This window comes from Nostoc sp. DedVER02, from assembly GCF_034530675.2.
Classification (GTDB): Bacteria; Cyanobacteriota; Cyanobacteriia; order Cyanobacteriales; family Nostocaceae; genus Nostoc.
On record NZ_JAVRCP020000023.1, the window covers coordinates 50,123 to 75,804 of the forward strand.

At 42.0% G+C, this 25,682-nt stretch carries 20 protein-coding genes; 16 read left to right on the forward strand and 4 right to left on the reverse strand.

The window, feature by feature from the left end:
- Positions 1-32 precede the first annotated feature (32 nt).
- The 6 genes from RMZ41_RS21445 (at position 33) to RMZ41_RS21470 (ending at position 6,940) form a co-directional block, all read left to right on the forward strand.
- Positions 33-2,033, forward strand: coding sequence for a GAF domain-containing sensor histidine kinase (locus RMZ41_RS21445; RefSeq protein WP_322641090.1), 2,001 nt, complete (start codon positions 33-35; stop codon positions 2,031-2,033).
- A 99-nt stretch (positions 2,034-2,132) separates the two neighbouring features.
- Positions 2,133-2,450 carry a hypothetical protein gene (locus RMZ41_RS21450; RefSeq protein WP_322641091.1) on the forward strand — a complete coding sequence of 106 codons (318 nt, stop codon included), beginning with the start codon at positions 2,133-2,135 and terminating at the stop codon, positions 2,448-2,450.
- A 58-nt stretch (positions 2,451-2,508) separates the two neighbouring features.
- Positions 2,509-4,050, forward strand: a complete 1,542-nt coding sequence (locus RMZ41_RS21455) for an FAD-binding oxidoreductase (protein ID WP_322641092.1) — start codon at positions 2,509-2,511, stop codon at positions 4,048-4,050.
- A gap of 29 nt (positions 4,051-4,079) precedes the next feature.
- On the forward strand, positions 4,080-4,784 hold the full coding sequence (locus tag RMZ41_RS21460) for an actin-binding WH2 domain-containing protein (RefSeq protein WP_322641093.1): 705 nt from the start codon (positions 4,080-4,082) through the stop codon (positions 4,782-4,784).
- Positions 4,785-4,826: 42 nt separating this feature from the next.
- Positions 4,827-5,534 carry an actin-binding WH2 domain-containing protein gene (locus RMZ41_RS21465; protein ID WP_322641094.1) on the forward strand — a complete coding sequence of 236 codons (708 nt, stop codon included), beginning with the start codon at positions 4,827-4,829 and terminating at the stop codon, positions 5,532-5,534.
- Between the two features lie 206 nt (positions 5,535-5,740).
- Complete coding sequence (locus RMZ41_RS21470) at positions 5,741-6,940, forward strand: acyl-CoA dehydrogenase family protein (protein WP_322641095.1); 1,200 nt, start codon at positions 5,741-5,743, stop codon at positions 6,938-6,940.
- Between the two features lie 123 nt (positions 6,941-7,063).
- Here RMZ41_RS21470 and RMZ41_RS21475 read toward each other — a convergent pair whose 3' ends face one another.
- The 4 genes from RMZ41_RS21475 to ssuD all read right to left on the reverse strand — a co-directional run bounded on the left by RMZ41_RS21475 (position 7,064) and on the right by ssuD (position 11,247).
- Complete coding sequence (locus tag RMZ41_RS21475) at positions 7,064-8,011, reverse strand: D-2-hydroxyacid dehydrogenase (RefSeq protein ID WP_322641096.1); 948 nt, start codon at positions 8,009-8,011, stop codon at positions 7,064-7,066.
- Between the two features lie 238 nt (positions 8,012-8,249).
- The gene (locus RMZ41_RS21480) at positions 8,250-9,020 is read right to left on the reverse strand and encodes an ATP-binding cassette domain-containing protein (protein WP_322641097.1); all 771 of its coding nucleotides are present in this window, start codon (positions 9,018-9,020) and stop codon (positions 8,250-8,252) included.
- Between the two features lie 109 nt (positions 9,021-9,129).
- Positions 9,130-9,957, reverse strand: coding sequence for an ABC transporter permease subunit (locus RMZ41_RS21485; protein ID WP_322641098.1), 828 nt, complete (start codon positions 9,955-9,957; stop codon positions 9,130-9,132).
- 138 nt (positions 9,958-10,095) lie between these two features.
- Complete coding sequence (gene ssuD, locus RMZ41_RS21490; RefSeq protein WP_322641099.1) at positions 10,096-11,247, reverse strand: FMNH2-dependent alkanesulfonate monooxygenase; 1,152 nt, start codon at positions 11,245-11,247, stop codon at positions 10,096-10,098.
- An 880-nt stretch (positions 11,248-12,127) separates the two neighbouring features.
- Between ssuD and RMZ41_RS21495 the strand changes: the two genes are divergently transcribed.
- From RMZ41_RS21495 to RMZ41_RS21540, 10 genes are all read left to right on the forward strand, one after another.
- Positions 12,128-13,882 carry an iron uptake porin gene (locus tag RMZ41_RS21495; protein WP_409875720.1) on the forward strand — a complete coding sequence of 585 codons (1,755 nt, stop codon included), beginning with the start codon at positions 12,128-12,130 and terminating at the stop codon, positions 13,880-13,882.
- A 719-nt stretch (positions 13,883-14,601) separates the two neighbouring features.
- Complete coding sequence (locus RMZ41_RS21500) at positions 14,602-16,221, forward strand: FAD-binding protein (protein ID WP_322641101.1); 1,620 nt, start codon at positions 14,602-14,604, stop codon at positions 16,219-16,221.
- Complete coding sequence (locus RMZ41_RS21505; protein ID WP_322641102.1) at positions 16,218-16,547, forward strand: ferredoxin family protein; 330 nt, start codon at positions 16,218-16,220, stop codon at positions 16,545-16,547. Before RMZ41_RS21500 ends, RMZ41_RS21505 begins: the two co-directional genes overlap by 4 nt.
- 19 nt (positions 16,548-16,566) lie before the next feature.
- Complete coding sequence (locus RMZ41_RS21510; protein ID WP_322641103.1) at positions 16,567-17,622, forward strand: ABC transporter substrate-binding protein; 1,056 nt, start codon at positions 16,567-16,569, stop codon at positions 17,620-17,622.
- Positions 17,623-17,873: 251 nt separating this feature from the next.
- Positions 17,874-19,361, forward strand: a complete 1,488-nt coding sequence (locus tag RMZ41_RS21515) for an amidohydrolase family protein (protein ID WP_322641104.1) — start codon at positions 17,874-17,876, stop codon at positions 19,359-19,361.
- Positions 19,362-19,464: 103 nt separating this feature from the next.
- The gene (locus tag RMZ41_RS21520; RefSeq protein WP_322641105.1) at positions 19,465-20,946 is read left to right on the forward strand and encodes an amidohydrolase family protein; all 1,482 of its coding nucleotides are present in this window, start codon (positions 19,465-19,467) and stop codon (positions 20,944-20,946) included.
- Positions 20,947-21,128: 182 nt separating this feature from the next.
- Positions 21,129-22,481: an acyl-CoA dehydrogenase family protein gene (locus RMZ41_RS21525; protein ID WP_322641106.1), complete on the forward strand. Its 1,353-nt coding sequence runs from the start codon at positions 21,129-21,131 to the stop codon at positions 22,479-22,481.
- Between the two features lie 56 nt (positions 22,482-22,537).
- Positions 22,538-23,359 (forward strand): class I SAM-dependent methyltransferase, encoded by an 822-nt coding sequence (locus RMZ41_RS21530; protein ID WP_322641107.1) that lies wholly within the window; start codon positions 22,538-22,540, stop codon positions 23,357-23,359.
- A gap of 291 nt (positions 23,360-23,650) precedes the next feature.
- Positions 23,651-24,745 (forward strand): aliphatic sulfonate ABC transporter substrate-binding protein, encoded by a 1,095-nt coding sequence (locus tag RMZ41_RS21535; protein ID WP_322641108.1) that lies wholly within the window; start codon positions 23,651-23,653, stop codon positions 24,743-24,745.
- Between the two features lie 37 nt (positions 24,746-24,782).
- Positions 24,783-25,646 (forward strand): TauD/TfdA family dioxygenase, encoded by an 864-nt coding sequence (locus RMZ41_RS21540; protein WP_322641109.1) that lies wholly within the window; start codon positions 24,783-24,785, stop codon positions 25,644-25,646.
- The last annotated feature ends 36 nt before the right edge of the window (positions 25,647-25,682 follow it).

The following is a 25,682-nucleotide window of genomic DNA, read 5'->3' on the forward strand; positions in this document are numbered from 1 at the left end:
ATTTAGCCCCCTGTTACTAGTAATGATAAAAAATGCTTAGTTCTTCTGATTTGAGCTTTTCTCGAACCTTGCCTATTGTTGTATTTAATCAGCTTGGCGAATTGTTAGAGCAGATGGCTCAAAGATTAGGAAGTGCCACTCTGGTATTGACAGAAGATGTTTTAGCGCGGATTTACATACCTGTGGAGTGGCAAAGACAAAGGTTTACGTTAGTGGTTTCTGAACAATTTAGTACGCTTTTGTTAGGAAATTTTGAGCAAGGGGAGCAGGGAGAACAACTACCTACTCAGGACGGGCTAAACCATAGCTATCCGCTAACGGGACTCAATGCTAAGTTGACATTTAATTTAGAGGCGATCGCCTCCTTTATGCACGAATTGAGAGATTTGTTTGAATGCGATTCCTATACTCATCAAAATCTCGAATCCTATCGCCAAATTATTAGACCTAATGATGCCACGCTCCAAAGTCAATTTACTCTGCTGTTATTAGAATATCTCCTAACTCAGCCAAACCAAGAAATAATAGCACCTCCAAGCCCAACTGCACCGTCAGTTTATATCTGTCAACCGGTGGAAGATGCTTTAAAAAAACAGATTTACCAAGAACGGTTGTTGAATCAGGTAACAACGCAGATCCGCAAAAGCCTTGATTTGGATGTGATTATGGCAACTGCGGTTACGCAGGTGCGTGAGTTTCTAGAATTAGACAGATTAGTAATTTATAAATTTGAAGATTCCAAAGTCAGTACTCAACAATACCAGTCTTCTACACAAGAAGGTAACAATAAAGGCTCAATTTCTATCTCAGTAAATAATCAATGTTCACTAGAAGACTACCAACGATATGGGGGTTATATTGTTTATGAAGCCCGTGCTACGGATGCAATTATATCTGTATTAAATTACACGGAAAAAAATTGCTTTATGCGAACCTCCCAATGTTGGGAGAAGTATCGCCAAGGTTTTATCTTAGCTGTGGATGATGTCGAGAAAAGTTATGCTCTAGAAGAGTGCTTGTTGAATTTTTTAAGGGAAAGCCAAGTTAGAGCTAAGTTAGCAGCACCGATTATATTTGAAGAGAAACTGTGGGGATTGCTGATTGCTCATCAGTGCAATAAACCACGTCAATGGAGTGATAGCGAAAAAAGCTTGCTGACTTCTATTGCTGAACAATTAGCGATCGCAATTCACCAAGCTGAGTTAATGCAAACCCTCACCCAAGAAAAACAAACTCTCGAACAACGAGTGATTGAACGCACAATCGGGCTACGTGATGCCCTCCTCGCCGCCGAAGCTGCTAGCCGCCTCAGAAGTGAATTTCTCGCTACCATCAGTCACGAATTACTCACGCCTTTAACCTATGTGATTGGGATGTCGTCTACATTGTTACGTTGGCCTTTTGGTGAATTGAGCCAACGACAACGCGATTATCTGCAAAAAATCCACGATAGTGGAGAACATTTATTAGGAATGATTAATGACATCCTCGATTTATCGCAAATCGAGGCTGGGAAGACAGCTTTAAATATTTCGGAATTTTCTTTGGTGAATGTTGCCGAAAATGCTATAGAATCATTGCGAAACAAAGCAATAAGCGAACAAATTAATCTCAACCTTGATTTGCAAATCGATCCCAGACGCGATCGCTTCATCGCTGATGCAAAACGAGTAGAACAAATTCTCTGGAATTTGTTAACTAATGCGATTAAATTTACCCCCGAAAGTGGTAGCGTTACCTTGCGCCTTTGGGTGGAAGATGATACCGCTATTTTTCAAGTGGAAGATACCGGGATTGGCATCCGCGAAGAACAATTACCATTACTGTTTGAGAAATTTCAACAACTCGATACACCCTATCGCCGCCGCTACGAAGGTACTGGGCTTGGATTAGCTTTAACTAAACAACTTGTAGAACTCCATCGGGGGCGGATTGAAGTAGAATCAACCATCAGTATTGGCTCCATTTTTACTGTCTGGATACCAACTCAGGCATTAACAATTCAAAATTCAAAATTCAAAATTCAAAATTAAAGACAATTTCAGTTGGGGTTTAAATCTCCGTCTGAAATTGTCTAAAATGTTTGAATTTTGTTAGCGCAGATTGCTAATCTAGGAACCAGCAGCGGTAATGTGAGCATTGCCCTCAATGAGTTACCTGATGCAACCGATACCGAGAAACTAGGAATCAAAGAATTATTGTCGCAGTTGCAAGATGCAATCATCCAATCCACATATTTACCAGAAGAAGAGAAAGCCGAAGCGCTAGAACAGGTGCAAGCTTTAGCAGAAGCAGGTAAAAATCCTCAAGAATCCACCAAGCAGAAGACTGCAAAAACAGCAATCACCATGTTGAAAGGGATATTTACAGGCTTACCTGCGATCGCTACATTAGTTGAAGCGGGTAATAAATTATTGCCTGCGATCGCAAAACTATTCGGTTTAGGATAAAAGCACTGTTCCAGCAAAGATACGATCGATACTAGTAACTCTGCTGGAATTAAACCCGATGTCTTTAACTGAAGAAGTTCTTTCCCAATTACCCGGCGATGTTTTAAAAGGATTGCGTCAAAGCGATCGCATCCTCACATCTCTGCGAGAAAACTCCGCACCAGTACCAACGTTAGTTAAAGAAACTCAACAACCTTTAGGCGCTGTAGACTTCGATGTACTTATCTGCGGTGGTACTTTAGGCATTTTAATTGGTTGCGCCTTAGCTGTGAAGGGGCTACGGGTAGCGTTGATGGAACGGGGAATTTTGCAGGGGAGGGAACAGGAGTGGAATATCTCTCGCAAAGAATTAGATGTGTTTGTGGAATTGAACTTGCTGACTGAGGAAGAATTAGCAAGTGCGATCGCCACTCAATATAACCCAGCGCGAGTTAGTTTTAATGGCGGTACAGAAGTTTGGGTAGAGGATGTTTTAAATATCGGCGTAGATCCGGTTTATCTGCTGGCTACATTGAAAACCCGATTTCTCGCCGTTGGTGGAAAGTTATTAGAAAACACACCTTTTACCGAAGCCGTAGTTCATCCAGATGGGGTGATGGTAAATAACCAATTCAAAACTCGGTTATTAATCGATGCAATGGGACATCTTTCACCCATCAGCCAACAAGCACGCCAAGGCAAAAAACCAGATGCACTGTGCTTAGTGGTGGGAACTTGCGCCCAAGGTTTTGCGGAAAATAACTCAGGCGACTTGTTGTTATCATTTACATCTTTGCAAAATCAATGCCAATACTTCTGGGAAGCGTTTCCAGCCAGAGATGGGAGAACAACTTACTTGTTTACCTACATGGATGCAAATCCCCAACGCTTGAGTTTAGAAGCTCTATTTGAGGAATATCTACGTCTTTTACCAGAATATCAGGGAGTGGAATTGAGCAATCTGAAATTTCAACGGGCGTTGTTTGGTTTCTTTCCTACCCATCGCCAAAGTCCATTAAAAACTCCTTGGAGTCGAATTCTACCAGTGGGAGATAGTAGTGGTAGTCAATCTCCCTTGAGTTTTGGTGGTTTTGGGGCAATGGTACGTCATCTGAAGCGTTTAACTTATGGCATTTATGAAGCACTAGAAACAGAACAATTATCTGCAAAAGCCTTAACACTGCTGCAACCCTATCAGCCAAGTCTAACTGTTACTTGGTTGTTTCAAAAGGCGATGAGTGTTGGTGTAAATCAAAAAATTGCTCCAGATCAAATTAATCAATTACTCTCGGCAGTATTTCAAGAAATGCAGCAATTGGGTACACCAGTGCTAAAACCATTTTTACAGGATATAGTGCAGTTTTCGGCATTAACGCAAACACTGTTAAAAACTGGTTTATCTCATCCGGGAATAGTTGCTAAGATTATTCCGCAAGTAGGTTTAGGAAACTTATTAGATTGGATGGTACATTACAGCAATTTAGGTGTATATACTGCCTTATTTTCTTTAAGTCCAATGTTAGAAACGTGGATTAAGAATCAATCAAATGAACAACAATATTATTGGCATCGTTTGATTGATGCCTGGAACTATGGTTCTGGCGGTGATTACTCAGATTAAACTTAGAATTTTATCGATGTGAGGCGAATATGATTGAACGGAAATCTTCAGGAATAAAATACTTTGCAGTGCTGATTGGATTCCTGCGCGATCGCCCAGGTTTTCTAGAGGAAGTTCGCCAAGGAATAAGATTACCAAATAAAATCATTTCTCTGCTGGTTTGCAGTTCCTTATTTATCGCTGCTTATGGTGGAATCATTGGTGCATACCATAGCTGGATGCAAGCTATATCTTCCGCCATTAAACTCCCAGCCCTTTATCTAATCACACTTTTGATTTGTATCCCGACGTTATTCTTTGCGAATATTATTTTTGGTTCCAAACGGAGTTTTGCCCAGCATTTAGCATTAGTTTTAACTGCGGTTTCAGTTACGAGCGTACTTTTATTTAGCTTTGCGCCAATCACACTGTTTTTCTTGATTACCACCAATAATTACCAGTTTTTAATTTTGTTAAATGTCTTTATCTTTGCCATAACTGGATTTATTGGAATTTCTTCTTTATATCAAGCCACGAGTTTAGTTTTAGAACAAGATGATGAAGGTAGCAAAACGCGCCAGAAGATTTTACAATTTTGGCTATTTCTTTACGCTTTTGTAGGCAGTCAGTTAGGATGGACTCTCAGACCCTTTTTTGGCACACCTGGTTCTGTCTTTGAACTATTCCGCGAAAGAGAAGGTAATTTCTATTTAAGCGTAATTAAATCTCTTAGCTACCTGTTTGGATTCCGTTAATTAGTCATTTGCAATTACACAAAATATACAACCTATAAAATTATGCTGAAAAAGCAAAATCGCGGAATTCAACAATTTAGTGTTTTGGTTAATTTACTGCGCGATCGCCAATCTTTTTTAGAAGAAATTAGTCAGGGAATAAGATTACAAAATAAAATCAGTTCTTTGTTCGTATCTAGTTCTATCTTCTTTGCCCTTTATGGAGGGATTATCGGTGCATCCCATAGTTGGGCACAGGCATTATCCGGCGCTATTAAACTTCCAGCGTTTTATTTATTAACACTGATTATTTGTTTCCCGACTTTGTTCTTTTTTAATGTATTGTTTGGTTCCCGAAGCAGTATTCAACAACATTTTGTTGTATTACTCACCTCTGTGTCAGTGATTAGCGTACTTTTATTTAGCTTGGCACCAGTTACACTATTTTTTCTGATCACTACACCAGATTCTTATCAATTTTTCAAATTGTTGAATGTGTTCATTTTTGGCATTACAGGTATATTTGGTGTGAAATTCTTGTATGAAGGAATGCAATTACTTTCTCAACAAGATGAAGTCGGTAAAAAAACCCGCACCACTATTTTAAGATCCTGGTTATTGCTTTATGCCTTTGTTGGTATGCAGTTAGGATGGTTTCTCAGACCATTTTTTGGTGCCCCTGACTCCAAATTTGAATTATTTCGTGCAGTAAAAGGCAACTTTTATTTAGATATTGTAACGGCAATTTCTGAAATTTTAGGTTTGCGTTAACGGATTGTAGAAGCCCACCTGCCTAAAAGCCTCTGCTAAATTCTTCACTTAGCTTGCTCTGTGAAAGCTGTTTGTGTCATACTTACAGAACTTTCTAATTACTAAATTCCGAGTGAATTTAAGTAGTATTGCTAGCGATCGCCAGAAGACCGAGTTAAAGGTCATAAACTGAAGAAGAAAAGAAAGCAGGATTTAGGCTAATCTTTATGTCAAAGTTGGAGCAAGCAGTGGCAAACACCTTTGCAATCAAAAGCTTAGAAACTCTCCCCAGTATTCTCGATCGGGTTGAGCTTCTGGCTAAGGATTTTGCCACCCGTGCAGGGGTACACGACAAAGATGGTTCTTTTCCCTTTGAAAATTTTACAGCTTTGCATGAGGCAGGATTACTCAGCCTCACCATTCCCCGTGAGTTAGGTGGTGAGGGTTTAGGGTTATCAATTATTTGCCGAGTCATTGAAGGGATAGCGCGTGGCGATGCATCAACCGCCCTAGTACTGACGATGCATTATCTCCAACATGTCAATGCAGCCCGTAGCCGTCGCTGGAATCCAGATGTATATAAGCGGCTTTGTCGTGAATCCATTGAAGGCATTGCCCTGCTGAATGCGGCTCGTGTCGAACCAGAGTTAGGAACACCAGCTAGAGGCGGATTACCTGCTACAATTGCCGAACGCACAACAGAGGGTTGGCGTTTAACAGGGCACAAGCAATACACCACAGGTAGTCCCATCCTGAGTTACTTTGTTGTTTGGGCGCGAACAACTGAAAATGAACCACAAGTTGGCAATTTTCTAGTTCCGCGCGATTTGCCCGGTTTGCAAATTGTCGAAACCTGGGATCATTTAGGGATGAGAGCTACAGGCAGCCACGATCTGATTTTGGAGAATGTATTAATCCCCTCAGAGTACGCCCTGAATATCAATCCCATATCTGCTTTACCATCCTTTGATCCGCTGATTTCTACTTGGGGCAGTTTGACAGTGAGTGCTTTATATCTCGGCGTTGCTACTAGTGCGCGAGACTGGCTGGTTAAATATCTTTGGGAGCGATCGCCTTCTAATCTCAAAGAGCCACTAGCAACTCTACCACGCTTCCAAACTGCCGTAGGTGAAATAGAAGCACTGCTGTTTGCTAACAATACATTAATTTATACTTTGGCTGAAGATATTGACAAGGGCGAGTATGAATCTAACGTAGGATTACAGGCACAAGCTGTTAAATACCTCACTACAACCAACTCAATTCGGGCTGTAGAAATTGCCTTAGAACTGACTGGTAATCCTGGTATGTTAAAAAGGAATCCTTTAGAGCGACACTATCGTGACGTTTTGTGCAGCCGTATCCATACACCACAAAATGATGCTATTTGTCAATCATTAGGTAAATCGGCGCTGAAAGTAAAGTGATTGGGGACTGGGAAGAAGGCAGGGGAGCAGGGGGCAGGGGGCAGGGGAGCAGGGGGCAGGGGGAGAAGAACTATTGATTATTAAGCCATGCCCAATGCCCAATTTCCAATTCCCAATCCTTAATCAGTATCCAGCTTTCTTATCTACAACATTCCGCAAGGGTTGACCAGTTTGGTAGCGTTTGAGATTGTCGAGAAACAGTTGTGCTATGCGCTCTCTCAGGCGTGGCGAAAGGGCTGAACAATGGGGTGTGATAAAGGCATTCGGTAACGACCACAAGGGACTTTCCGGCGGTAGAGGTTCTGTAGCCACTGTATCTAATCCAGCACCCGCAATCCATCCCTCACGTAGTGCAGTGAGTAATGCTGCTTCATCCACGATCGCACCACGAGCGATATTAATTAAGTATGCAGACTGACGCATAGAGCGCAATGCAGCTTCATCAATCAAGCCTTTAGTTTCTGGAGTTAGCGGTGTGGCAATTACTACATAGTCGGCGGCTGGTAGAAGCGATCGCCACTCATCAGCACCTACAATTTTGTCAAAATTCGGTAAGGGTTCAGGATGGCGGCGACTACCCCAAACTTTAACACCAAATGCTTTAGCGCGAGATGCGATCGCTTGACCTATATTCCCTGTACCGAGAATTAATAAAGTTGCGTCTGCTAACTCTTCAAGAAACACTCCTCTTACCCAAGTGTGTGCATCCTGCAAAGTCTGCAATTTTCTCAGATTCTTGGCGTGATAGAGCATGAATGCCAATACAAATTCCGAAATGGGAATCGCATGAACCCCTGCGCCATTGGTGAGAACAATGTCTTTTTGTAAAAAAGTTGGTGTCAGGATGTGATTCACGCCAGCACTTGGCGACTGTTGCCAACGCACTCTGGGCGCTGCTGTCAGAACTTTTTCAAGGGTAGAAGCTTTCAGATAAAATCCGTTGACATAAACTTCTGCATCACTGACATCACCATCAAGATTACCTTCACTATCCACCTCTACAACATTTATATCAGATGGTAGATGTGGTCTAATATCACCAATGAGATGATCGGGTAAAATTAGTTTCATAATTTTCTACTCTCCCATTTCATTATGAACATTAAACTATACTCAGCGATAGCAATTCTAAATAACCCCTAAAATCTCTCTTTATTTTCTTTGCGTTCTCTGCGTCTCTGTGGTTCGTTAAAAAATTATTTTTCACAACCCCAATAAAATGCCTTATTAATAATCTTCATTCTCGAAGTAGCCTATTTTACCACAGCTACCCCAAGCATTATATTGATCAACAAAAAAAAGTTAAATCTCAACTACTCAACTGCAACAATTGGTTATCGGACTGAGTACTTTCATTACTCATTACTCGGTGGAGAACTGCTTCTCTAATATTGATAAATACTTCACTACTTCTATCTCGCGGGCGTGAAAGTTTCACAGAGAGATCGAGAGAAATATGTCCTTCATCGATCACTATCACTCGGTCTGCCAAAGCCACAGCTTCTTCTACATCATGAGTCACCAAAAAAGCAGTAAATCTTCGTTCTAACCATAAGTTTTCAATCAAATGCTGCATCTCTAAGCGAGTTAGAGCATCTAATGCTCCCAAAGGTTCATCTAACAACAACAAGCGGGGCTGACTGACTAACGCTCTTGCCAATGACACTCGTTGTCTTTGTCCACCAGATAAAACATAAGGCCACTCATCAGCCCGATCTTTGAGTCCGACTTTATCGAGTACCCATAAAGCTTTTTCTCGCCAATTACCTTCCAAGCCCAACCCCACATTCTGAACAACGCGCTTCCACGGTAGCAAGCGGGGATCTTGAAACATCACTGTTACAGAACGGCTGAGTCTCCGTAGTGGTTCTCCATCCAGTAGTATTCCGCCTGAAGTTGCTTTATCTAACCCTGACACAAGACGTAATAAAGTACTTTTCCCACAACCACTTCGTCCGACGATAGCGACAAATTCACCTGCTTCAACTTCTAAATTTAGTGAGTTTAAAACAGTTTTTTTACCAAAAGATTTCGTCAAATCCAAAATACTTAGTTGCGTACCCTGTACATTAGAAATCACTTGCAAAACTTCCTTTTTTTTAGAACAATAATGAGACGTTAAACAAAGCAAATCAAATTCAAAATCAATAGAAGTTAAAATTCAAAAAGTCTTGATTCTGAATTCTTCTTCAAGACCTTTGATAATTGGGGTTCCAAGCCAAGAATTTTGTTTCTAATCCTCTGGCAACCGCATCTGCTAATTTACCAAGCAATGCATAGATCAAAATACTCAAGACCACAACATCCGTTTGCATAAACTCACGGGCATTCATTGCCATATAACCAAGTCCCGAATCTGCTGCGATCGTTTCTGCCACAATTAGCGTCAGCCACATAATCCCTAAAGAAAAACGGACACCGACGAGAATTGAAGATAATGCTCCTGGAAAAATGATTTGCCACAGAAGTTGTGGGGTTTTCAATCCATAAACTTTTCCCATTTCAATCAGTCCCGGATCGACACTGCGGATACCATGAAATGTATTCAGATATAACGGGAAAAATACCCCCATAGATACTAGAAATAATCTAGCTTGATCGCCAATACCGAACCAGAGAATTACTAGGGGAATTAATGCCAAATTAGGAATAGTGCGGAGCATTTGTAGGGAACTATCTAATAACTTTTCTGCTATCCGGGAAAAGCCATTGAGCAATCCCAAACCAAACCCAATACTGCCACCAACGATAAAACCAGATATTGCCCGTCCAGCACTAATTCCTATATGTTGAAAAAGTTCTCCGGTGGAAGCTAACCTAATAGCTGTAGCGATTACACCACTAGGAGCAGGTAAAATTCTGCTTGAAAGTAAACCCGTTCTAGAAGCAAATTCCCAAAGCACTAGCACTAGAACGGGCACAATCCAGGGAACTATTTTATCTATTTGCGGGTTCTCTAATACCTCGCTCAGGGATATATGATTGTTTCTTTTGGTGTGTTTAAGGCTAAGAGTCATGTGATTTTAGATTTTAGATTGTTCCAAAGGATGAATCTAGCAGCATCATCAACATAATTCGTAATTTGCTCTTTAATTACGAATTACGTTAGCGTAGCGGTAGCGAGTCCGCGAGCGTCATTACGAACTACGAATTATTTATGAGGCACTCGTTAATTGTTTAGCAAATTTGTCATTGGTAACTATTTCGCTAACAGTACTCAAGACTGGTGGCGCTAGTAGCGGTGCAGTTTCCCTTTGCAAAGGTAAACGTGGAAATAATAATTCCGCTGTGCGATATGCTTCTTCTAAATGGGGATATCCAGAGAAAACAAAGGTTTCTATCCCTAAATTGTGATATTCCAGCATCCTCGCAGCAACAGTTTCGGGATCTCCAACTAAAGCCGTACCAGCACCACCCCGCACTAATCCAATTCCTGTCCATAGGTTGGGACTAATCTCTAGATTTTTTTGACTACCGCTATGTAGTTGGCTCATCCGTCGTTGTCCTTCGGAATCAGAATTAGCCAAGCTTTCCTGAGCTTTGGCGATCGCATTCTCATCCACGTATTTGATTAGCTCATTGGCTGCATCCCAAGCCGCAGACTCGGTTTCTCGCACAATTACATGCAAGCGAATCCCAAAGCGGACTGTTCTACCTTGTTCGGCTGCCAATCGTCTAACCTCGGCAATCTTTTGAGCAACTTGTTGTGGAGGTTCACCCCAAGTCAGATAAACATCTATATGTTTAGCAGCAACCCGCTTCGCAGCCGCAGATGAACCACCAAACCACAAGGGTGGATAGGGTTTTTGAACTGGTGGAAATAGGAGTTTACCACCTTTGATATCGAGGTAGTTTCCTTTAAAATCCACTGTTTCCCCACTGACAATACCCCGCCAAACTGTAAGAAATTCATCGGTTAAATCATAGCGATCGTCATGACTCAGATGTAAGCCATCGCCAGCTAGTTGCACCGGATCTCCACCTGTCACCACATTAATCAACAATCTTCCTTTAGAAATCCGATCAAATGTTGCTGCCATCCGTGCAGCAGCACCTGGAGAAGTAATTCCTGGACGAATTGCCACGAGAAACTTCATCTGCTTGGTGACAGATATAAAAGCGGCGGCAGTTATCCAAGCATCTTCACAAGAATTCCCTGTGGGTAACAATGCACCCGTGTAGCCTAAATTATCTACAGCTTGGGCAATTTGCTGCAAATAATCAGGTGTGGCAACACGAGAACCAATATCTGTGCCTAAATAGCGTCCGTCATGAGATCCAGTAGGAATAAACCAGAGAATTTGCATGTTGGTCAGGGTATGGGAGTACAATATACGATTATCCTATCGAATTACCGTATTTTATAGACAAAATTCTACCCGATATTCTCTAAAAATCAAGCCTAATTTAACCATTAGTAAAAAACGGCTGTCTGGATAACCAACTCCTTGGTTGCCAATTGTGACACTTTTGTGGTGAGAATTGCTGTGTTGGAAAATACAACTTTTCATTGAGTAAGCAAAATTTCTCAGCGATAGGCAGGGGGTAGGAGGAATACCTTTGTAGCGATCGCCTACAGGACGCTATGCGATCGCAGTTGCTTGGGTTGAGTTGACCTAGCCAAGAATTTCGATATATTTTTCCTTTCTAGATAAATACTAGGTCTTGCATTGTACCAAGCTCTATGCAAAGATAATTTTACGCAAAATCCGGTAAATCTATCGACTTATAGGTTTATAGGTTTTTCTTAACAATTGAGACTGTCAAATCTAGCTGCTTACAAATTAGTGTACTCAGCTAATATTAATTGTCAGATAATAGCTTGATTTCAATTCAAGCTTTAGTCAATATCAGTAGATATTGACTAAAGCTTGCTGCGCTGCCTTATCGATATCACTCCAATACAATCGCAAACAAAATTCTGAGTTATGAACTTTCTTTTGAGAATTTACTACGAGCTTTGCAGTCTAAATTCAGTTTATTAGTACTGCTTGCGATACTTATCGGAGATTTGTACTTTTCTCAATCGGGGAAATTTTACTAACTTTATTAGCTAATAACTTAGCACAAAGTTTTAGTCAAAATTTCCTGAGAATTCTGCTGTCCAATTTAGAGATAATTTATTCGTTTTTCAGGTTGAGGAGTTCAAGGGTAATGTCGAATTTACGCTCAAATTATAGATGGATAATGTTCCTGCTTTCGTTGCTAGATATTCTAGCTATTATGGTTTTTTATCCAGCCAAAAGTCACGCTGAACTACCTAAATCTGATTTACCTGCTGCTGAAGTAGAAGTTAACAAAACTCCAGAAACAGCTGAAAATCAAACAGTAGATAGTAAAAAGACTACAAACCTAGAACGAGTAACACCTGTCTCACAATTGTCAGATGTTGTATCGCCAACTGGTAAAAAACCAGCAAATAATTCTGCGGGACAAGTGACATCTGTCTCACAATTGTCAGATGTTTTGCCGACAGATTGGGCATTTCAAGCATTACAGTCACTAGTAGAGCGCTACGGTACAATTGCGGGATATACAGATAGCACATTTAAAGGGAATCGCGCCCTAACGCGATATGAATTTGCAGCTGGGTTGAATGCAGCTTTAGATCGCCTCAATGAATTAATAGCGACTTCAACGACAGATTTAGTCAAACAGGAAGACTTGGATACGATCAAAAAACTACAAGAACAATTTTCTCCAGAACTTGCTCAATTTCGGGGACGCTTAGATAGCTTGGAAACACGGACTGCGAAGTTAGAAGCAACTCAGTTTACAACCACAACCAAACTTATAGGTCGAGCGCAGATTGTTCTTGGCTCAGTTTTGGCTGGCAATAATGTCCTTACCAAAAGACCCGCACCTCGCAATGCCACACTCCAAGGTTCAACTTCTTTACGCTTAAACACCAGTTTTAACGGTAAAGATTCATTAAGCTTATCGCTTTCAGGTGGAAATATTGGCTCGTTGGGGCAAACAAGAGCCGGATTATTAGGAACTTTTGAGGGGAGAACTGCTGATAACTCCAGTATTACCTTTGCTGTTAATACTATTCTTCTCGGTGGTGTGCGTTATCGGTTTTTACCTAATCCAGATACCCAAGTTAACATTTATGCCCTGTCTGATGGAGCTAGTGAGATAGGTCTGTCTGGCCCGATTAATCCATATTTTGAATCGTCTTCTGCAACTGGCGCTAATGGAATTTCACGATTTTCACGGCGGTCTTTGGTCTATAACTATGGAGATAGTGGCCCCGGCATTGCCATACTCCAGCGATTAGGCAAACAACTTCAATTCGGGGTAGCGTACAGCGCACCAAACGGTGGAAATCCCACACCTAATAATGGATTTTTTACAGGCAGATATTTAGCTTTAGCACAGTTAATCTACTACTCTGGTAATCGGAATTTTCGGGTAGCGGCAACTTACGTCAATACTTATAGTCCACCAAACACCAGAGGTTTAAGCGGAACAAACTTCGGGCCAGCAGTCGGGAGTAATCTGGTAAACAGCACCGTGGCTGGAACGGGAACTGTAGCCAATCTTTATGGATTACAGGCGTTCTATCAAATTAATCCCAAGTTAGCAATTAATGGGTGGGTAAGTTATGGAGCGCATCGCTATTTGGGGCGTGGTGATGGCAGTGCAATGGATTGGGCTGTGGGACTGGCATTCCCGGATCTTTTTAAGGAAGGTGCTTTAGGAGGGCTTTTAGTTGGTATGGAGCCGAAACTCACCAGGCTCAGTCAAGGTGTAGATTTGGGAGCGGGTGCGGGACAAGCAGATAAAGATACCTCCCTGCACATTGAGGCATTTTACCAATATAAAATCGGAGATAATATTGAGGTGACACCAGGCTTTATCTGGATTACTGCACCAAACTCTGATTCTAATAACCCCGATAGTTTATTTGCTTGGGTTCGTACTGTCTTTAGGTTTTAAAACACACTAGCGGGAGCATGATAGCCTCAACGGAAGACTTTCGTTAGTATTGCATTCCTTTCTTTAGACCGGGGATGAAACGCGACATGGCAGGTTTTAACCTACCTGCCCCAATCCCGATTATTTTCAGAGCAGAAAATTTTATATAGGACTTATGCACTAGTACCGCAAGGCGGAATTAAAAATTGAAAATTAAAAATTAAAAATGAATACAGTGTAAGCGTTTCATAGATGTGAAATGGGTGGTTTACTTCCGCCGTGCTGTACTAGTAATAGAAAAATGAACCACGTTCGCGTAGTGGGGGATTGGGGACTGGGTGAAAAGTCTTTTTGTGTCTAAATTTCATCATCTGTTGATGTCCTAACCACCAAGGCTTTTGCTGTAATAAGAGTTTAAGAACCTTTTTCTATAAGCCCTGCTATAAAAAGCAAGTCTCTTTTGAGATATATAGAGTTTTATTGATATAAATTAACATTTAAATTTTTTGTTGGAATACTTGCTTTTTATTGAAAACTGTGAAAAACTTTGTTATGCCTAAACTACTGTTTATCGATCGAGTTATTGTACTTAATTGATGGTTTGGGTTAATGAGCCACAAATTGAGGCTATTGATAATAAGTCCTCAAGTAAATGGGTAAACAAATTTCTGAATATTTTGCAGCATCGATGGGGTGAAGACTTGATGCTTAAGACTTTATCGATGGGGGAGAAATTGTAAATGCTGAAGACGTTAATAACCGATTTTGAACTCGACCTAGAAGCAGATGTGCTTGTAATTGGAGGCGGGCCATCTGGAACTTGGGCGGCTTGGAGTGCTGCATCAAGTGGAGCTAGAGTTATCCTCGTAGACAAAGGATACTGTGGTACAACTGGATGTGCTGCGGCATCTGGTAATGGTGTGTGGTATGTGCCACCTGATCCAGAAGCGCGAGAAACTGCAAAGGCGAGTCGGGAATCGTTAGGTGGGTTTTTATCCGATCGCAATTGGATGGATCGAGTACTAGATCGGACTTATGAAAACGTTAATCAGTTAGCAGAATGGGGTTATCCCTTCCCTACCGACGATGAAGGTAAACCCTATCGGCGATCGCTGCAAGGCCCAGAATATATGCGGCTGATGCGGCGGCAAATTCAACGCGCAGGAGTGAAGATTTTAGACAACAGCCCCGCCTTAGAATTACTGGTAGATAACGATGGTGCTGTTGCTGGTGCAACAGGTGTGAACCGCCAGACTGGTAGTAAATGGATAGTGCGATCGCAGTCCACAATTATCGCAACTGGTGGCTGTGCGTTTCTCAGTAAAGCGTTAGGATGCAACGTTCTAACAGGGGATGGTTATTTAATGGCTGCTGAAGCAGGTGCCGAGATGTCAGGTATGGAATTTTCCAACGCTTACGGCATCTCCCCCGCTTTTTCTTCAGTTACCAAAACCCTGTTCTATAATTGGGCAACTTTCACCTACGAAGATGGGACTGTGATTCCGGGAGCAAGTTCTCATAGACGGTCAATAATTGCCCAGACATTACTGCAACAGCCAGTTTACGCCATCATAGACAAAGCGGCGGAATCGATGCGGCCATCTATGCGTTTAGCACAGCCCAACTTCTTTTTACCCTTTGACCGTGCAGGTATTGATCCCTTTACTCAACGTTTCCCCGTGACTCTGCGCTTAGAAGGAACTGTGCGCGGTACAGGAGGAATTCGGATTGTCGATGAGAGTTGTGCCAGTTCTGTACGAGGACTCTATGCGGCTGGAGATGCCGCCACACGCGAACTAATTTGTGGCGGATTTACTGGCGGTGGTAGTCATAATGCAGCTTGGGCAATATCTTCTGGCTATTGGTCGGGGAAATCGGCTGCTGAATATGCTCGTAGTTTGGGAGAATACAAAACTCAACGACTAGTTAAGGGTGTTGGAGAGGTAGGATTACAAAGCGATCGCTCTCAAACTTTAGCAACTGATGAAGTAATTCAAGCAGTCCAAGCCGAAGTATTTCCCTACGAAAAGAACTATTTCCGTACAGAACAAGGCTTAACTGAGTCTTTGGGTAAGCTAAATCATCTTTGGCAAGAACTCCGCAGTAGCCAAGTAACATCAGATAAAGAGTTAATTCGGGCGCGAGAAGCTGCGGCGATGGTAGCCACAGCGCGATGGATGTACAGCAGTGCCATTGAACGGAAAGAAACTCGTGGGATGCACAAACATCAAGATTATCCAGAACTTGATGCTAACCAGCAACATCATCTGATTAGTGGCGGATTAGATCGAGTCTGGGTGAAGAGTCAGCCTTTACATAGTACAGAAAAGTCGCAATCCAAAATAGGAGCATTAGTGTGATTGAGTTGGTCAGCGAATCGCGGTGCATAAAATGTAATATCTGCGTGAATATTTGTCCAACCAATGTGTTTGACAAAGTACCTGATGCACCGCCAACCATTGCCCGACAGAGTGATTGCCAAACCTGTTATATGTGCGAATTGTATTGTCCAGTTGATGCTCTTTATGTAGCACCAGAAAGCGATGTGAGGGCTTCAGTCAACGAGGCAGAATTGGCAGAAGTTGGGCTGCTGGGTAGTTATCGGGAAAACATCGGTTGGGGACATAAACGTACTTCAACAGCAAAAGCCGATCAAACATTCCAAATTTTGAAGCAGATGAAATAGTACGGCGGAGAAAATAGTCATGCTGTCGTTCAAAGTAGGAACAGGTTCTATCAGTAAAAATAAATTTCCTTCAAGATTATCAACTTCAGTAGCTTGTGTCCTACTGCTAGTAACTACAGCGTGTAGCCAAGGCGAAACTAAATCTGCTCAATCTCTTGAGGCTGTTAATGTTAATAATGCTGTTGCATCTAATAACATTTCTACCCTACGAATAGGTTATGTAGGTAGTTCAGAACCTACAGGATCGCTTGGTTGGGCAAAGAAAAAGGGAATATTAGAACGGGAGTTGCAAAAAGCGGGATTTAAAAATATTAACTTTGCAAGGTTTCCTAACGGGCCGGATCTAAATGAAGCGCTTGTCGCCGGACAATTAGATGTTGGTTCTTTAGGTGATACACCAGCCATAGTTTTGAGAGCAAGGGGTCAAGAAACCCGACTATTGCGGATCAGTCAATTTAATACAACAGCTTGGTTAGTGGCGAAGAAGAATGGTGCGCGATCGCTCGCTGAACTTAAGGGTCAAAAAGTAGCTACTCAAAAAGGTTCTTATATGCATAGATACCTGCTGGGTCTATTAGCTGAAGCTAAAATTGCCAAAGATGTAAAAGTTGTTCATTTGATGACTACTGAGGCAAAGGCGGCTTTAGAACGTGGTGATGTAGCTGCTTATGCAACCTCAAGCGATCTGGGGCCTTATTTGAAATCGCAAGGGTTTCCAGTAATTGATTCTTCTGCAAATCATCAGGGTCTTTCAGGGACATCATTAGTTGTCGCAACTGAAAGTTTTCTGGCGAAACAGCCTGATTTTCCAGAAAAATTTAATGCAATTTTGACAGAAGCAGCGAAGGATTTAAAAGCTAATTCTGAAGAATATTATCAGTATCATGCTCAAACTACTAAATATCCTATCGATATTATTAAAATATCGTTCCCACTAAAACAAGTATCAGAAGAACCATTACCAGCCGATGGTGTGAAACTTTTAGAGGGGACGAAGAAATTTTTAGTCTCGCAGGGTTTAGCAAAGTCGGACTTTAAATTAACAGATTGGGTTGTTAATGAACAGCCGCGTTAATTTTATTTATCTTGTTAATTAAAGTTTTTTTAACGAACCACAGAGGCGCAGAGAACGCAGAGAAAATTTATGGAGAAGGAAGTTATCAGTGAAACTGATTTTGGAGATTTTGTCTTTACTAAGCACGCCACATTAGATGTAAAGGAAAATTCCAACTTCTTCAAAAGAATTGCTGTTGAGAAGGGAGTAAACAAACTTCTGAATCAGCATTGACTATCTACCCAATCTAATTGAAAAATAAGGTAGAACCTATGACTATTGCATTAGACCGTCCCAGAAAAACTAAGTCTGCTCAAATTCGGGAAAAGCTGGGTTATCCCATTATCGACACTGATGTACATACCCAAGAGTTTCCCCCAGCATTCTTGGACTATTTAGAGCAAGTTGCTGGAACTGCGATCGCAGAGCGTTTTCAAGAACACTTACCCGGTGCATCTCGCTCTAAATGGTTTAAGCAATCTTGGGATGAACGCCGCACTTACCGCACCGCCCGTCCTCCTTTCTGGACTCGTCCCACTAACGATCCCCTAAATTTAGCTACCATTAGTTTGCCGAAGTTGCTGCACGAACGCTTACAAGAAGCTGGTACAGACTTTGCCGTTGTATACCCTAACTTGGCAACGATGGCTCCACACATCGGCAATGAAGAAATGCGGCGGGCTGTTTGCCGTGCAACTAACACGTATCATGCTGATATTTTCCGTCCTTATAGCGATCGCTTAACACCAATTGCTGCTATTCCCATGCATACGCCCGAAGAGGCGATCGCAGAATTGGAATATGCTGTAAATATTCTGGGACTCAAAGCAATTCAAATCCCCGGACATATCCGCCGCCCAATTCCCGCTTTTGAGAAGTATGGCGAAGAAGTAGCCAATGAAGCCATCTGGATTGATACCTTTGGCTTGGATAGTAAGTATGATTACGATCCCTTCTGGGCGAAGTGCGTAGAACTGAAAGTTGTCCCCACCACCCACTCCTCCGGTATGGGTTGGATCAATCGGCGTTCCATTAGCAATTACCAATACAACCATATTGGTCACTTTGCATCGGCTGGGGAAGCGCTGTGTAAATCTTTGTTCTTTGGTGGTGTAACTCACCGCTTCCCCACGCTCAAGTTTGCTTTCTTGGAAGGAGGTTCAGCTTGGGGTGCTAGTTTGTACACCGATTTGATCTGGCATTGGGATACTCGCAATAAAGATCATTTGGTGGAAAATAACAATCCCGCCAATATCGATCGCGAAGAATTGCTAGAACTCTATACCCGTTATGGTGGTGAATTAGTACACGGTCGTTTGGATCAACTAGGTAGCGGTCTAGGTTTCCACGCTGAGTTAGTAGCACCCTTAGAACCAGGTGATTTGGATGAATTCGCCGTTGCAGGAGTTACCAAGCCAGAGGATATCCGCGATCGCTTCTTGAATCATTTCTACTTCGGTACAGAATCAGATGATACCCGTGTAGCTCAAGCCTTTAACCGTAAAGCTAATCCCTATGGCGATCGCGTTAAAGCATTTTTGGGTTCTGATTCTGGTCATTGGGACGTACCTGATATTACTGCGATCGCAGCTAATACCTATTCAATGGTAGAGCGCAAGATTATCAGCGAAGAAGATTTGCAATATTTCCTGTCAATTCATCCCTTGGAGTTGTACACCAGCCTGAATCGTGACTTCTTTAAAGGTACGGCTGTGGAGAGAGCAGCAGATGAATTTTTGGCTGGGAAAGAGACGCGATAAATCGCCGTCTCTACAAAGGACTGATTATTGTAGAGACGGCGATTTATCGCGTCTTTGCTTTGCCAATCCCTACAAACATTTGAATAATTTAGGGTAAACTATCATGACGATCGCTCTAGACCGCCCACAAAAAACTAGGTCTGCTCAAATTCGAGAAAAACTTGGTTATCCGATCATTGACACCGATGTACATACCCAGGAATTTGAACCGGCAGTCTTGGATTATTTAGAGCAAGTTGGTGGAACTGAAATTGTCGAACGTTTCAAAGAAAATTTACCAGGAGCTTCCCGCTTTAAGTGGTATAAGCAAAGTTGGGAAGAACGTTTTGCTTATCGTACCAATCGCCCTAACTGGTGGGGTCGTCCAACCAAAAATACTTTGAATTTGGCTACCATTAGCTTGCCCAAGTTGTTGCACGAACGTTTACAAGAAGCAGGTACAGACTTTGCCGTTGTGTACCCCAACTTGGCAACAATGGCTCCGAATATCGGCAACGAAGAAATGCGGCGGGCTGTTTGTCGGGCAGTTAACACCTACCATGCTGATATTTTCCGTCCTTATAGCGATCGCTTAACACCCATTGCCGCTATCCCACTGCACACTCCCGAAGAAGGGATTGAAGAGTTGGAATATGCAGTAAATGTTTTAGGACTCAAAGCAATTCAAATTCCCGGTTATGTTCGTCGGCCAATTCCTGCCTTTGAGAAGTATGGCAAAGAAGTAGCTAACGAAGTGGTTTGGATTGATAACTTTGGCTTAGATAGCCAGTATGATTACGATCCATTCTGGGCGAAGTGCGTAGAACTGAAAGTTGTACCCACAACTCACGCTTCTAGCCAAGGTTGGACAACTCAGCGTTCTGTTACCAACGCCCAATATAATCACATTAATCACTTTGCCTTTGCAGCCGAAGCATTATGCAAATCGCTGTTCTTTGGTGGAGTTACCCGCCGCTTCCCGCAATTAAAGTTTGCCTTTTTGGAAGGTGGTTCCGCTTGGGGTGCTAGTCTATACGCTGATATTATTTGGCATTGGGAAACCCGTAACAAACAACATTTGTTATCAAATAACAATCCTGCTATTATCGACAAGGAAGCATTAGTAGAGTTATATACTCGCTACGGTGGCGAACTCGTAGATGGACGCTTAGATAAAATTGGTGATGGTTTAGGATTCCACCATCAACTATTAGCGCCAGAAGATCCAGGCGAACTTGATGAATTTGAACTAGCAGGAATAGAGAAACCAGAAGATGTGCGCGATCGCTTCTTGAATCATTTCTACTTCGGTACAGAATCAGACGATACCCGTGTCAGCCAAGCTTTTAATCGTGCTGCTAATCCCTTTGGCGACAGAATTAAAGCTTTCTTAGGTTCAGATTCCGGTCATTGGGATGTGCCTGATATCACCGCCGTTACTGCCAACGCCTACTCAATGGCAGAACGCGAAATCATTACCGAAGAAGACCTCCGCTACTTCCTCTCAATCCATCCCTTGGAGTTGTACACCAGTCTCAATCAAGACTTCTTCAAAGGTACAGGTGTTGAGAAAGCCGCAAACGAATATTTAGCGGCTAAGAAATAACTGTCATTAGTCATTAGTCATTTGCAAAGGACAAAGGACTAATGACAAAGGACAATTACAACGTTCCATGTTCCATTTCCTCTGTTCATTTGTAGGGTGGGTTTTACCCACTCTGCATTTCTCCTAAATTCTGTGTCTAATACCGACCATCTGCACCTTTATTGCATCGCTTTGCACCTTTGATGCATCGGTTTGTATCTTTATTGCATTGCTTTGCACCTTTGATGTATCAGTTTGTACCTTTGATGCATCGACTTGTACCTTTATTGCATCGGTTTGTGTCTTTGATGCATCGGTTTGTACCTTTATTGCATCGACTTGCAAAAACTAATCTACACAAAAATGATTTAATTATGGTACTAGATATTACAAAACCAAAGGATTACATTGACTTAGCAGCTTCTCTATCCAAGGAACTTGCTCAATCCGCAGTCGAACGGGATGCTAAAGCTGGAGTTCCAGACGAGGAAATTAATAAACTACGTGAAAGTGGACTGTTACCGCTAATTGTACCTAAGCAATATGGTGGAATTGGTGCAACTTGGATTGATGCTTTAAAAATTGTTAGAAAGCTATCAAAAGCAGATGGTTCAATTGGTCAATTGTATGGTAATCATCTCAACTTGACAGCTTTGGGTCACGTTTCCGGCACGCCGTCCCAAAAAGAAAAATATTATAGAGAAACTGCTAAAAATAATTTATTTTGGGCAAATGCCATCAATACAAAGGATACTAGGCTGAAAATAAATCCAGAAGGTGAGAACTTTCGTGTTAATGGTGTTAAAAGCTTTGGCACAGGTATTTCCGTTGCAGATTATCGGGTATTCTCTGCTTTGGAAGATGGTGTAGAATTACCTTTTATATTCATAATTCCCAAAGAAAGGGAAGGGTTAGTTTCCAATCAAGATTGGGACAATATTGGGCAACGTCGCACTGATAGCGGCAGTTATACATTTAACAATGTTTTAGTACAAAAAGATGAGATTTTGGGGCCACCAAATCCGCCTGATAGTGCCTTCTCAACTTTCCTTGGTATTATTGCCCAGCTAACAAAAACTAACGTTTATCTAGGAATTACTAAAGGAGCCTTTATTGCTGCTCGTGAATATACTAAAACTACTACTCAACCGTGGATTACATCAGGGGTAGATAGTGCTACTAAAGACCCCTATATTCTGCATCATTATGGTGACTTTTGGCTGGAAATTCAAGCCGCGATCGCTCTAGCCGACAAAGCAGCCGAAAAGGTGCAAGCAGCCTGGGAAAAGGATGCAGAACTGACTCATCAGGAGAGGGGAGAAGTTGCGATCGCAGTTTCCGCAGCCAAAGCATTAGCTACCCGTGTCGGTATAGATATAACCAACCGCATTTTTGAAGTTACCGGAACCCGCGCTACAGCAACCAAATACGGGTTTGATCGTTACTGGCGAGATTTGCGAACCTTTACCCTGCACGATCCTGTGGACTACAAATTGAGAGCGATCGGCGATTGGGTACTCAATGATGAATTACCCGTCATTACGCAATATTCTTAGCCAAAGACGCGATGAATCGCGTCTCTACAATCCAAAATCTAAAATCCAAAATTGATATGACTCAACTTAAAACACTTCCTACCTACGACCCAAGTTTATTTGAAGGAGCCGCAGAAGGCTACGCTCAATATAGAACCAAATACCCACCGATTGTATTCGACAAACTAGCCGAAATATTTCATCTCAATGGTCAAGGACGACTCCTTGACTTAGGTACTGGCCCAGGATTGATTTCAATTGGTCTGCGAACCCAATTTGAGGAAGTTGTGGCGATCGATCCCGATCCAGAAATGATTGCAGAAGCTAAACGGCAAGCAGCAGCAGTTGGAGCGAATAATATTACTTGGTTAGAACAAGGAGCAGAGTTAATCGACTCTAGTTTAGGGAAATTTAAGTTAACCACAATTGGTAGAGCCTTCCACTGGATGGAACGCGAATTAGTGCTAGAACGCCTTTATGAATTGCTGACTGATGATGGTGCGATCGCATTACTTAACACTGGTGATAACCCTTGGGAAAGCAATCTACCTTGGAAACAAGCTGCTGTTGGAGTAGTAAAGAAATGGTTAGGTGAAGAACGGCGGACTGGACAACGGGGACAAGGCACTCGTAAGCCACTCGATCCTCCTCATGAAGTCGTCATTGGCAATTCGGCTTTTGCTCGCCAAGAAACTTATGAAGTGCCATTTGAAAAATCTTGGACTGTCGATAGTTATCTCGGCTACTTATACACTACAGCCTTCTCTCTCAAGATTTTCTATGGCGATAACGCGCCAGCTTTTGAAAAGGATCTAAGAGAAGCGCTACTAGCAGTTGAGCCGTCTGGACATTTCACAGAAGAACTCAAAGCTACAATCCTAGTCGCTTGGAAGCACTAGCAAAATTGAACGCTACCCAGACAGACAAATTTTAATCTTCCACTAGCACGACATTGGAGTGGGCCCTCTCACTCCATTTCCTAAATTTTTGCCTCCTCAATACTAAAGTTTCAGTTCCTCGAGTCGTTGCGGAGTGGGTAATACCCACTCTCTTCTCTAATTTCATAAGTAAAGTTTTTGAATTACAAAAAACATCTATTGATTAGAGGTTTCAAATAAAGTTTTCGTTCTTGATATTGCAATCAATCACCATTGCTTTAACCATCTAAAAGGGAACCAATAAAATAACCCATGCCAGCTTTAAAAGGAAAGTTTGAATTCAGAAAAAGTCCAAGAACAACACGCCGTTCCTTGTTGTTTGCTCTCGGCTACTGCTTAATGCTATCGACAACCCTATCAAGTTGTAGTGAAGCCAAAAATAACGCTCAACAATCAGCAGCTTCGCCCGTATCTGTGGCTTCATCTAGCGCTACAGAGAAGCAAGTAGTACGGATTGTACGTTCAAAACAACTTTCCGCTTTAGCAGTTTTAGAAAAGCAGGGTTCCTTAGAAAAGCGATTAGAGCCTCTGGGTTTTAAAGTGCAGTGGGCTGAGTTTGCGGCTGGGCCACAACAGTTAGAAGCCTTAAATGCAAATGGATTGGATATTGCATCTACAGCCGAATCGCCTCCTATATTTTCCCAAGCAGCAGGAGCGCCCCTTGTTTATCTAGCTACTACACGCCCTAGTGGAAAAGCTATTTCACTTTTAGTTCCTGTAAATTCTCCGATTAAAACTGTTAGCGATTTGAAAGGCAAAAAAGTAGCTTTTCAGAAAGCCTCCATCGGTCACTACTTATTAGTTAAAGCATTAGAAGATGCGGGACTCAAACTGAGTGATGTCCAATCGATTTTTTTAGCACCAGCAGATGCAAATGCGGCATTCAGTCAAAATAAGGTGGATGCTTGGTATATTTGGGAGCCATTCGCTACTAGAAATGAACAAAATAAAATCGCTCGTGTTTTAGCAGATGGTGGAAAGTTGCGGGATACTGGGAACTTTTATTCAACCTCACGCCAATTTTATCAGGCTCATCCTGATGTAATCAAAGTGTTTTTGGAGGAGCTAGAAAAGTCAGAAATCTGGACTAAGGCTCATCCCAAAGAAGTAGCACAACTGCTTGCTCCTGTAACTCAGTTAGATCCGCCGACTTTAGAAAAAATGCATGATAAATATGATTATGGGCTAGTACCAATTACCGAGAAAGTCATTAACAAGCAACAAGAAGTTGCAGATAAGTGGTACAGCCTCGGACTTATCCCCAAAAAGGTGAATGTTAGAGACGGCTTTTTAACGCCTGAAGAGTACGCCAAAATTACTCCTTCTGAAGTGTTAGCAAATAAGTAGTTATCCCCAACAAAAAATTAAAATACAGCAGAATATTATGGCTACCTCGACTTTGACAAAGGTTAAAATTAGTCCTATCGATGCTCCATTGGGAGCGATAGTTACCGATATTGATGCCAGTCAAGCGATCGCACCAGAAGTTATATTACAACTTAAGGAAGCTTTGCGCGATCGCCATATCTTAATCTTCAAAGACCAAAAGCTCTCTGATGAACAGCTTTTGAACTTTGCTCTCTATTTTGGCGCACTATTTGTACCATCAGATGAAACTCCAGTATTAGCTTCTAAACCAGGAGAAACTCCGGTAGTGATTCCGATTTCTAATGTCGATGGCGGCTATACCGGTACTGGAGAATTAACTTTCCATTCCGATCACAAATGGACTCCCACACCATCTAGTGGTTCGCTTCTTTATGCTTTGGAAATACCAACTCATGGTGGAAATACTTATTGGTTAAATACTAATTTAGCTTATGAAGAATTAGATGAAACCACCAAAGAACGGATTGCAGATTTACAGCTAATTACCTACAACCCATTTTTGCGAGATCGAAATGCACCCCGCTCTTTATATCGTTTAGATCGGGATATTCCTTTAATAAGTCCTGTTTTCCCCCATCCTTTAGTTAGAACACATCCAGAGAGTGGTAGAAAGCATCTTTACTTAGATGTCGCTACAGAAGTGGAAGTTGTCGGGTTAGAACCGGAAGAAGGATCTAAACTGATTGAACAATTAAGGCAACATCTAAATCAACCCAAATTCTACTACCAACACAAATGGTCTGTAGGTGATATCGTCTACTGGGATAATCAAGCTACCTTGCACTACCGTCAAGCATTTGATCCAAATGAGCGACGAGTATTAAAGCGAGTTAGCCTTGCAGGTAGTCGTCCCTTTTAGGATTTATAGCTCAGAAGCTTAATTAAGTTAATGGGC

Coding starts and splice junctions, on each gene's coding strand:
- RMZ41_RS21445 (WP_322641090.1), top strand. CDS start 33: ATGCTTAGTTCTTCTGATTTGAGCTTTTCTCGAACCTTGCCTATTGTT.
- RMZ41_RS21455 (WP_322641092.1), top strand. CDS start 2,509: ATGTCTTTAACTGAAGAAGTTCTTTCCCAATTACCCGGCGATGTTTTA.
- RMZ41_RS21460 (WP_322641093.1), top strand. CDS start 4,080: ATGATTGAACGGAAATCTTCAGGAATAAAATACTTTGCAGTGCTGATT.
- RMZ41_RS21465 (WP_322641094.1), top strand. CDS start 4,827: ATGCTGAAAAAGCAAAATCGCGGAATTCAACAATTTAGTGTTTTGGTT.
- RMZ41_RS21470 (WP_322641095.1), top strand. CDS start 5,741: ATGTCAAAGTTGGAGCAAGCAGTGGCAAACACCTTTGCAATCAAAAGC.
- RMZ41_RS21475 (WP_322641096.1), bottom strand. CDS start 8,011: ATGAAACTAATTTTACCCGATCATCTCATTGGTGATATTAGACCACAT.
- RMZ41_RS21485 (WP_322641098.1), bottom strand. CDS start 9,957: ATGACTCTTAGCCTTAAACACACCAAAAGAAACAATCATATATCCCTG.
- ssuD (WP_322641099.1), bottom strand. CDS start 11,247: ATGCAAATTCTCTGGTTTATTCCTACTGGATCTCATGACGGACGCTAT.
- RMZ41_RS21495 (WP_409875720.1), top strand. CDS start 12,128: ATGTTCCTGCTTTCGTTGCTAGATATTCTAGCTATTATGGTTTTTTAT.
- RMZ41_RS21500 (WP_322641101.1), top strand. CDS start 14,602: ATGCTGAAGACGTTAATAACCGATTTTGAACTCGACCTAGAAGCAGAT.
- RMZ41_RS21510 (WP_322641103.1), top strand. CDS start 16,567: ATGCTGTCGTTCAAAGTAGGAACAGGTTCTATCAGTAAAAATAAATTT.
- RMZ41_RS21515 (WP_322641104.1), top strand. CDS start 17,874: ATGACTATTGCATTAGACCGTCCCAGAAAAACTAAGTCTGCTCAAATT.
- RMZ41_RS21520 (WP_322641105.1), top strand. CDS start 19,465: ATGACGATCGCTCTAGACCGCCCACAAAAAACTAGGTCTGCTCAAATT.
- RMZ41_RS21525 (WP_322641106.1), top strand. CDS start 21,129: ATGCATCGGTTTGTATCTTTATTGCATTGCTTTGCACCTTTGATGTAT.
- RMZ41_RS21530 (WP_322641107.1), top strand. CDS start 22,538: ATGACTCAACTTAAAACACTTCCTACCTACGACCCAAGTTTATTTGAA.
- RMZ41_RS21535 (WP_322641108.1), top strand. CDS start 23,651: ATGCCAGCTTTAAAAGGAAAGTTTGAATTCAGAAAAAGTCCAAGAACA.
- RMZ41_RS21540 (WP_322641109.1), top strand. CDS start 24,783: ATGGCTACCTCGACTTTGACAAAGGTTAAAATTAGTCCTATCGATGCT.